The sequence below is a fragment of the Bradyrhizobium sp. DOA1 genome, from assembly GCF_001593325.1.
Taxonomy (GTDB): Bacteria; Pseudomonadota; Alphaproteobacteria; order Rhizobiales; family Xanthobacteraceae; genus Bradyrhizobium.
In genome coordinates this window covers 4010434-4016850 of record NZ_JXJM01000001.1, presented here as the reverse complement: position 1 = coordinate 4016850, position 6417 = coordinate 4010434, and the positions used below count along the sequence as shown (strand labels likewise).

At 66.4% G+C, this 6417-nt stretch carries 6 protein-coding genes; all 6 read right to left on the bottom strand.

The window, feature by feature from the left end:
• Positions 1-1297 (bottom strand): xanthine dehydrogenase family protein molybdopterin-binding subunit (locus tag SE91_RS19185; RefSeq protein WP_156490025.1); only part of this gene is annotated, 1297 nt, incomplete at its 3' end.
• Between the two features lie 9 nt (positions 1298-1306).
• Positions 1307-1783 carry a (2Fe-2S)-binding protein gene (locus tag SE91_RS19180; protein WP_061848691.1) on the bottom strand — a complete coding sequence of 159 codons (477 nt, stop codon included), beginning with the start codon at positions 1781-1783 and terminating at the stop codon, positions 1307-1309.
• Positions 1784-1789: 6 nt separating this feature from the next.
• Positions 1790-2608: an FAD binding domain-containing protein gene (locus SE91_RS19175; protein WP_061848690.1), complete on the bottom strand. Its 819-nt coding sequence runs from the start codon at positions 2606-2608 to the stop codon at positions 1790-1792.
• Positions 2609-2610: 2 nt separating this feature from the next.
• Positions 2611-3054: an SRPBCC family protein gene (locus tag SE91_RS19170; RefSeq protein WP_061848689.1), complete on the bottom strand. Its 444-nt coding sequence runs from the start codon at positions 3052-3054 to the stop codon at positions 2611-2613.
• Between the two features lie 2 nt (positions 3055-3056).
• A complete protein-coding gene (locus SE91_RS19165) occupies positions 3057-3494 on the bottom strand; it encodes an SRPBCC family protein (protein ID WP_018643039.1) in 438 nt (145 codons plus the stop codon).
• A 10-nt stretch (positions 3495-3504) separates the two neighbouring features.
• On the bottom strand, positions 3505-6411 hold the full coding sequence (locus SE91_RS19160; RefSeq protein WP_061848688.1) for a flotillin family protein: 2907 nt from the start codon (positions 6409-6411) through the stop codon (positions 3505-3507).
• Positions 6412-6417 lie beyond the last annotated feature (6 nt).

Sequence of the window (6417 nt, the reverse complement as noted above, 5' to 3'; positions counted from 1 at the left end):
GAACGCATTCGATCAGCGCCGTGTTCTTCGCCTCGCGGCGATGCGCCTTCATGTCGCCGTCGCGGTAGGCGTTGAGGATACGAAATTCCATCGGGTCCATGCCGACGAGGTTTGCGAGCTTGTCCATCTGGCATTCGATGGCGAAGTCCATCGCGGTGACGCCGAAGCCGCGCATGGCGGTCGCCGGCGTGCGGTTGGTGAAGACGCAGTAGACGTCGCCATAGACGTTCGGGATGGTGTAGGGACCGGGCAGATGCGCGGCGCACTTCACGGCGGCATAGCTGGAAAGGCGCGTATAGGCGCCGCTGTCGAAATAGGCGCGGATCTTGCGCGCGACGATGCGGCCGTCGCGCATCACGCCATCCTTGATGTAGATGCGTTCGGCGCCACGCGGCGGGCCATATTGCATTTCCTCCTCGCGCCCGAACACGTAGCGCACGGGGCGCCCGGTCAGCATGGCGCCGAGGATGGCGAGCGGCTCGGTCAGCGTATCCACCTTGCCGCCGAACCCGCCGCCGACGGTCCCGCCGATGAAGTGGAAGGTGTTGGAGGGGACGTCCAGAATTTTTGCGCAAGTGTCGACCGAGAAGAACAGCGCCTGGGTGGAAGTGTAGACAATGTAACGGCCATTGGTATCGGGCGCGGCAATCGCGCCATTGGTCTCGGTCGGCGCGTGCTCGATCGGCGACATCTGGTAGCGCTGTTCCAGCACGTGGTCGGCAGTCGCGAGCGCGGCATCGGCATCGCCGAACCGCAGGCGCTGGTGATCGTAGACGTCGTGATAGATGAAGGCGTTCTTCGGATAGGTCTCATTGACCACGGGCGCGCCGGGCTTGAGCGCGTCCTCGACGTCGAACACGGTCGGCAGCGGTTCGTAATCGACCTTGACCTTTGCAATGGCCTCGAACGCCTCACGTTCGCTGTCGGCGACGATGGCGAGAATCGGCTCGCCCTTGTAGCGGACCTTGTCGACGGCCAGCGACGGCTCGTCGTCCTTGCCGAAATTGATCAGGCTGAGAAGCGTGTTGAGATTGACCGGAACATCGCTGCCGCGGATGATCCGGCGTACGCCGGCAGAGCGTTCTGCGTCCGTGGTATCGATGCGGCGCAGCCTTGCATGGGCCTGGGTCGAGCGAACGACCTTCAGGTGCAGCATGCCCTGGAGCATATGATCGTTGAAATAGCTCGACGTGCCCGTGATGTGGCCGAGCATGTCCTGGCGCTGTGTGCCCTTGCCGATCTCCTTCAGATTGTCGTCGCGCTCGTCGGCGAAGATGTCCTTGCGTAATTCGAGCATGGTCTGACCTCAGGCGCTGGCCCGGCCGCCGGCGGCGGCGAGGATGGCATTGATGATCGGCTCGTAGCCGGTGCAGCGGCAGATGTTGCCGGAGATTGCTTCAATCACGTCGGCCCGGCTCGGGGAGGGATTGCGGTCGAGCAGCGCCTTTGCGGCCATCAGCATGCCCGGCGTGCAATAGCCGCACTGGGCGGCAAAATGGTCGGCGAACGACCGCTGCAGCGGATGCAGGTTCGGGCCTTGCTTCATGCCGTCGAGTGTCTCGATCGAGCGGCCGGCAACCGTCTCTGCCAGCGTCAGGCAGGAGAGGTGGATCTCTCCGTCGATCAGCACGCTGCAGGTTCCGCAGCCTCCCTGGCCGCAGCCGAATTTCGGGGTCATGTCGCCGATCAATTCGCGTAGCGCGACCAACAGGTTGGTGCCGCCATCGACGAAGATCGCGACGTCGCGGCCGTTGTGCCGAAATTGCAGGGGGGTTTTTGCCATGGCAATCTAATCCTGACCGGAGAGCAGACGGCGCAGATGCACGCCGACGATCTCGCGGCGGTACCAGGCGCTGCCGAGCGCGTTGTCGGATGGCGATGTTCCCTCAGACGCTGCCGATGCGGCCGCCGCAATGGTCGCGGCATCCAGCGAGCGGCCTTCGAGCGCACGTTCCGCCCCCTTGGCGCGGATCTGGGTCGGCGCCATCGAACCGAGCGCAATGCGTGCGCCGGCAATGCGCCCGCCGCTGACCGGAAGATGCGCGGCCAGCGTGATGACAGAGCCACCCTTTGGTTTGATGCGAGCGATCTTGCGATAGCGGAAGGATTCTGTGCTGGAAGGCCGCGTGCAGGAGACGGCGAGCACCAGCGCGCCCGACTGCCGCTCGCGCGATTGCAGGAACTCCTCGACGGCGATGTCGCGGGCGCCGAAGCTGCCTTGCACCGCGACCGTGGCGTCGAGCGCCAGCAGCGCCACGGTGAAATCGCCGTAAGGGTTCGGCGCGAACAGATTGCCGCCGACCGTGCCCATGTTGCGCACGGCGGGGCCTCCGATCGAGCGGGCGGGCGCGTGCAGGAAGGCGAGGTCGCGTTCGGCGAGAATGCGCGCGAAGGTGACGCCGGCGCCCAGCGTGACGCGCGGGCCGGAGGCGTCGATCCGGGTCAGCGCCTGGTCGCTGGCACGGACGATGGTCGATACCGACACGTCGCCCTCGTTGAGCGCCCGCATGACCAGCGTGCCGCCGCCGAGATAACGGGCGCTGCGATCCGAGGATAGCGCCCCGGCCGCTTCGCCGGCACTGGCAAAGGTTTTCACGGTCACAGCCATGGCTAGGCGGCCTCCCTCAGATGGCGGCGGATCGCCTCGAATCCCGCCTGGTAGATGTCTTCAGCGACCATATGCGTGATGCGGTCCCTGTCCTCGGGTTTCGTGGTGAAGCGCGACTCCCAGTGCCAGAAGGTGCGGTCGCCGTCGGTCACCGGCAACAGGCGGACATGAGCGACGTAGTTGAACATCGGCACCGGCGTATCGAGCAGGCAATAGCTGAAGGATTGTTCGAGGTCGGAGAGCGCGAGCAATTGCTCGCGCAGCTCGGAGCCATCCCTGAGCTTGAAGCGCCTGACGCAGCCGATCTTGTCGGCGGATTGCGCCCGCTCGATCGAGGAGGTCGCAACAGCCGGATGCCAGCGGTCGTGCCCATTGAAATCGCGCAGCACGCTCCACGCCGCGTCGGTCGGGGCGTCCAAAATCGTGCTTTTGACGATATGCGGCACGCTCAGCCTCCGAACACGCGCTTCAGGGCATCGAAGCCGCCCTGGAAGACGCCGCCGCCGATATTGCTGACGAGCTCGGTTTCCCGTTCGGGCGCGCAGTCGAATTCGGCAGTCCATTCCATGAAGGTCTGGTCGCCGTCGGTGACCGGCGTCAGCCGCAGCGTCGCGACGTAGTTTTCGACGCCCATCGGCGATTCCAGGATCGAGTAGGTGCAGAACATGTCGTAGTCGGAGAGGCCAAGCAGCTTCTCGCGGATACGGTCGCCATTGCGCAGGCGAAAATCCCTGACGCAGCCGATCTTGTCGGAGGGCTCGCCGCCCTCGATGCGGCTTTCGGCGATGGCGGGATGCCAGTTCGGCAGGCCGTTGAAATCGCGCACCCGCGCCCAGACGCGGTCGTTGCGGGCGTTGACGACGGTGGAAACGTAGACGCGGGCCATGGTTCAGACCTCAGCTCTTCTTGCGCGGTCCGCGCTCGGCCGGCGGCTCGCCGCCCTCGGCTGCAGGCGGCGAGGCGGCCGGCTTGTCGCCGCCACCGCCGCCCTTGCGCGCGGAATCCTTGATGCCTTGCATGTCGCGGGCCTCGCGGATCAGGCCCGGCATTTTGGCGAGACTGCCGCCCTCGACGCCGATGTCGGACAGGATCGAGTCGATCAACGGTGCCTGGACCCGGTAGCGCAGCGCCGAGTCGATCACCTCGTCGGTGGCGCTGCGGCCGCCATTGCCGTTACCATGGCCATTGCCGTTGAGGCCGTCGACCTGGAGAATGCGGATGCCCTCGATCTTCTCCATCGGCTTGACGCTCTCGCGCACGATGCCCTCGATGCGGTCGAGCAGCTTTCTGCGGAACAGCGAGTAGCGCGCCTGGTCGGTGAGCACGTTCTCGGCCTCGTTGAGCATCCGCTGCGCCTCGGCCTCGACCGCCGCGCGCACGCGCTCGGCTTCCGCGGCGATGCGGGTTTCCTCTGCCTGTTTCTCGGCGAGCAGGACCTCGACGGTCTTGCGGCGCTTGGCGATTTCGCTCTCGCGCGCCGTCACCACGCGCTCGGCGGCTTCGGTCGCTCGGATCCGCGCTTCCTCTGCGGCGGCGCGGGCAGCCGACTCCTCCAGCGACTTCTGATGGATGGCGATGGCCTTCTCCATCAGCACCGTCTCGACGTCCTTCTCGCGGTTGACCTCGAGCTTGCGCAGCTCGCGCTCGCGGCCGATGCGGGCCTCGTCGAGGCCGCGGTCCGAGGCGATGCGCGCGCGCTCGACCTCCTCGCGGGAGGCGATCTCGGCTTCCTGCAGCGACTGCACGCGGGCGACTTCGAGCTGCTCGATCGCGCGGCGGCGTTCGATCCGTGCCGCCTCCAGCGCCTGCTCGCGCGAGACGTCGGTGGTCTCGACCTCCTTGCGCGCGACGATCTCGGCCTGGCGGACCTGACGGTCGGCGTCGATCCGCTCCGATTTCTTGGTCGACAGTGCGATGACGCGATCCTCGTCGGCGATCTCGATCGCCTTCTTCTGCTCGATGTTGAGCACCTCGCGCTTCTTGGAGGAAGCGATGCGCTCGGCCTCCAGCGCCAGATCGACCGTGATGCGCTGCCGCTCGATCGCGTCGCGCCGCTTCAGCTCGGCCGCTTCCAGCACACCGGTCCGCTCGATTTCGAGCGAGCGCGTGTCGCGCTCGGCCTGGATGCGCTCGGCCGCCACGGCCTTCTCCTGAGCGATGCGGGCCGCCTCGATCGCTTCGCGCGAGGCGATATCGGCTTCCTCGACGGCGCGGTTGCGGGCGATCTCCAGCGAGCGCACGCGCTCCTCCTGCGCGATGCGCGTCGCTTCCGTGGTCTCGCGCGCGGCGATGCCCGCGACGTCGAGCGCCTGGTTGCGCTCGATCTCGAGTTGCCGCGTGTTCTGCTCGGCGGCGATGCGCTCGGCGGCGAGCGTCCGCTCACGGGCGATACGGGCGGCCTCGACCGCGCGCTGCGCCTCGATCTCGGCCTCCTGAATGGTTCGCACCTGCTGGATCTCCAACGCGCGGGTGCGCTCGTCCGAGGAGATACGCTCGACATTAACGATCAGCGTCTGTGCGATGCGGGCCTTCTCGGTCGCCTCGCGCGCGGCGATCTCGGCTTCGTCCACGGCGCGCGTCCGTTCGATCTCGCGACGCCGCGTCTCCTCCTCGTTTGCGATGCGAGCGTCGGTGACGACGCGGTCCTGCTGAATTCGCGCTTTCTCGATCGCCTCGCGCGCGGCGATCTCGGCTTCCTCCACCGTGCGCATCCGTTCGATCTCGCGTTGGCGGACCTCGCGTTCCGAGGCGATGCGGGTCGTGTCGATCGAACGCTGGTTGGCGATCCGGGTCTTCTCGATCTCCTCGCGCGCCAGCAGCTCTTTCTCCTCGATGGTACGCGTCCGCTCAATCTCTCTCTGGCGGGTCTCGCGCTCGGAGGCGATGCGGGCCTCCGCGATCGCCTGCTCGTTGGCGATGCGGGCGCGCTCGATGGCCTCGCGGGCGGAGATCTGCGCCTGCTCGGCCTCGGTCTCGCGCAGCGCTCGTTCGCGGGCGACTTCCGTGCGCTGAAGCGCGCGGCGCATCTCGATGTCGCGTTCCTGCTCCAGGCGCGCGGTCTCGCTCTCGCGCTCGATCTCCAGCGCCTGCCGCTCGGCCTCCAGATTGCGCGAGCGGATCTTGATCATCGAGTCCTGCTCGATGTCGTTGCGCAGCTTGCGCTTCGCCTCGATGTCCTCCATCAGCCGGGTCAGACCTTCGGCATCAAAGCGGTTCGAGGGGTTGAAGAACTCGAGGTCGGTCTGGTCAAGATCGGTGATCGCGACCGATTCCAGCTCGAGGCCGTTCTGGGCGAGAGCCTCGGCGGCATTGGTCTTGACTCGCGCGACATAGTCGCCGCGCCGCTCGTGCATCTCCTCCAGGGTCATTTCGGAGGCGACCGAGCGGATCGCGGAGATGAATTTGCCTGCCAGCAGTGCATGGAGCTGCCCGGGTTCCATGGTGCGGCGGCCGAGCGTCGCCGCGGCGATCGAGACGGCCTCGCGGGTCGGCTGCACCCGGACGTAGAAGTCGGCCTCGATATCGACGCGCATGCGGTCGCGGGTGATCACGGCGTCCTGCCTTGAGCGGATGATGCCCATCGGCAGCACGTTCATATTGACGGGCGTGTAATCGTGGATGAACGGCAGCACGAAGGCGCCGCCATTGATCACCACGCGCTCACCGAGGAAGCCGGTGCGGACGAACGAGGTCTCCTTGGAGGAGCGGTGGTAGAGCCAGTTCACGATGTAGACGCCGACCACGATCACGACGATCGCGACGATCAGCCAGAGGATCAATTCACCGACCAGATTCCCCGACATCTTTCC

Excerpts from the sequence above, each read along its gene's own strand:
- SE91_RS19180 (WP_061848691.1), bottom strand. The coding sequence starts at position 1,783 with ATGGCAAAAACCCCCCTGCAATTTCGGCACAACGGCCGCGACGTCGCG.
- SE91_RS19175 (WP_061848690.1), bottom strand. The coding sequence starts at position 2,608 with ATGGCTGTGACCGTGAAAACCTTTGCCAGTGCCGGCGAAGCGGCCGGG.
- SE91_RS19165 (WP_018643039.1), bottom strand. The coding sequence starts at position 3,494 with ATGGCCCGCGTCTACGTTTCCACCGTCGTCAACGCCCGCAACGACCGC.
- SE91_RS19160 (WP_061848688.1), bottom strand. The coding sequence starts at position 6,411 with ATGTCGGGGAATCTGGTCGGTGAATTGATCCTCTGGCTGATCGTCGCG.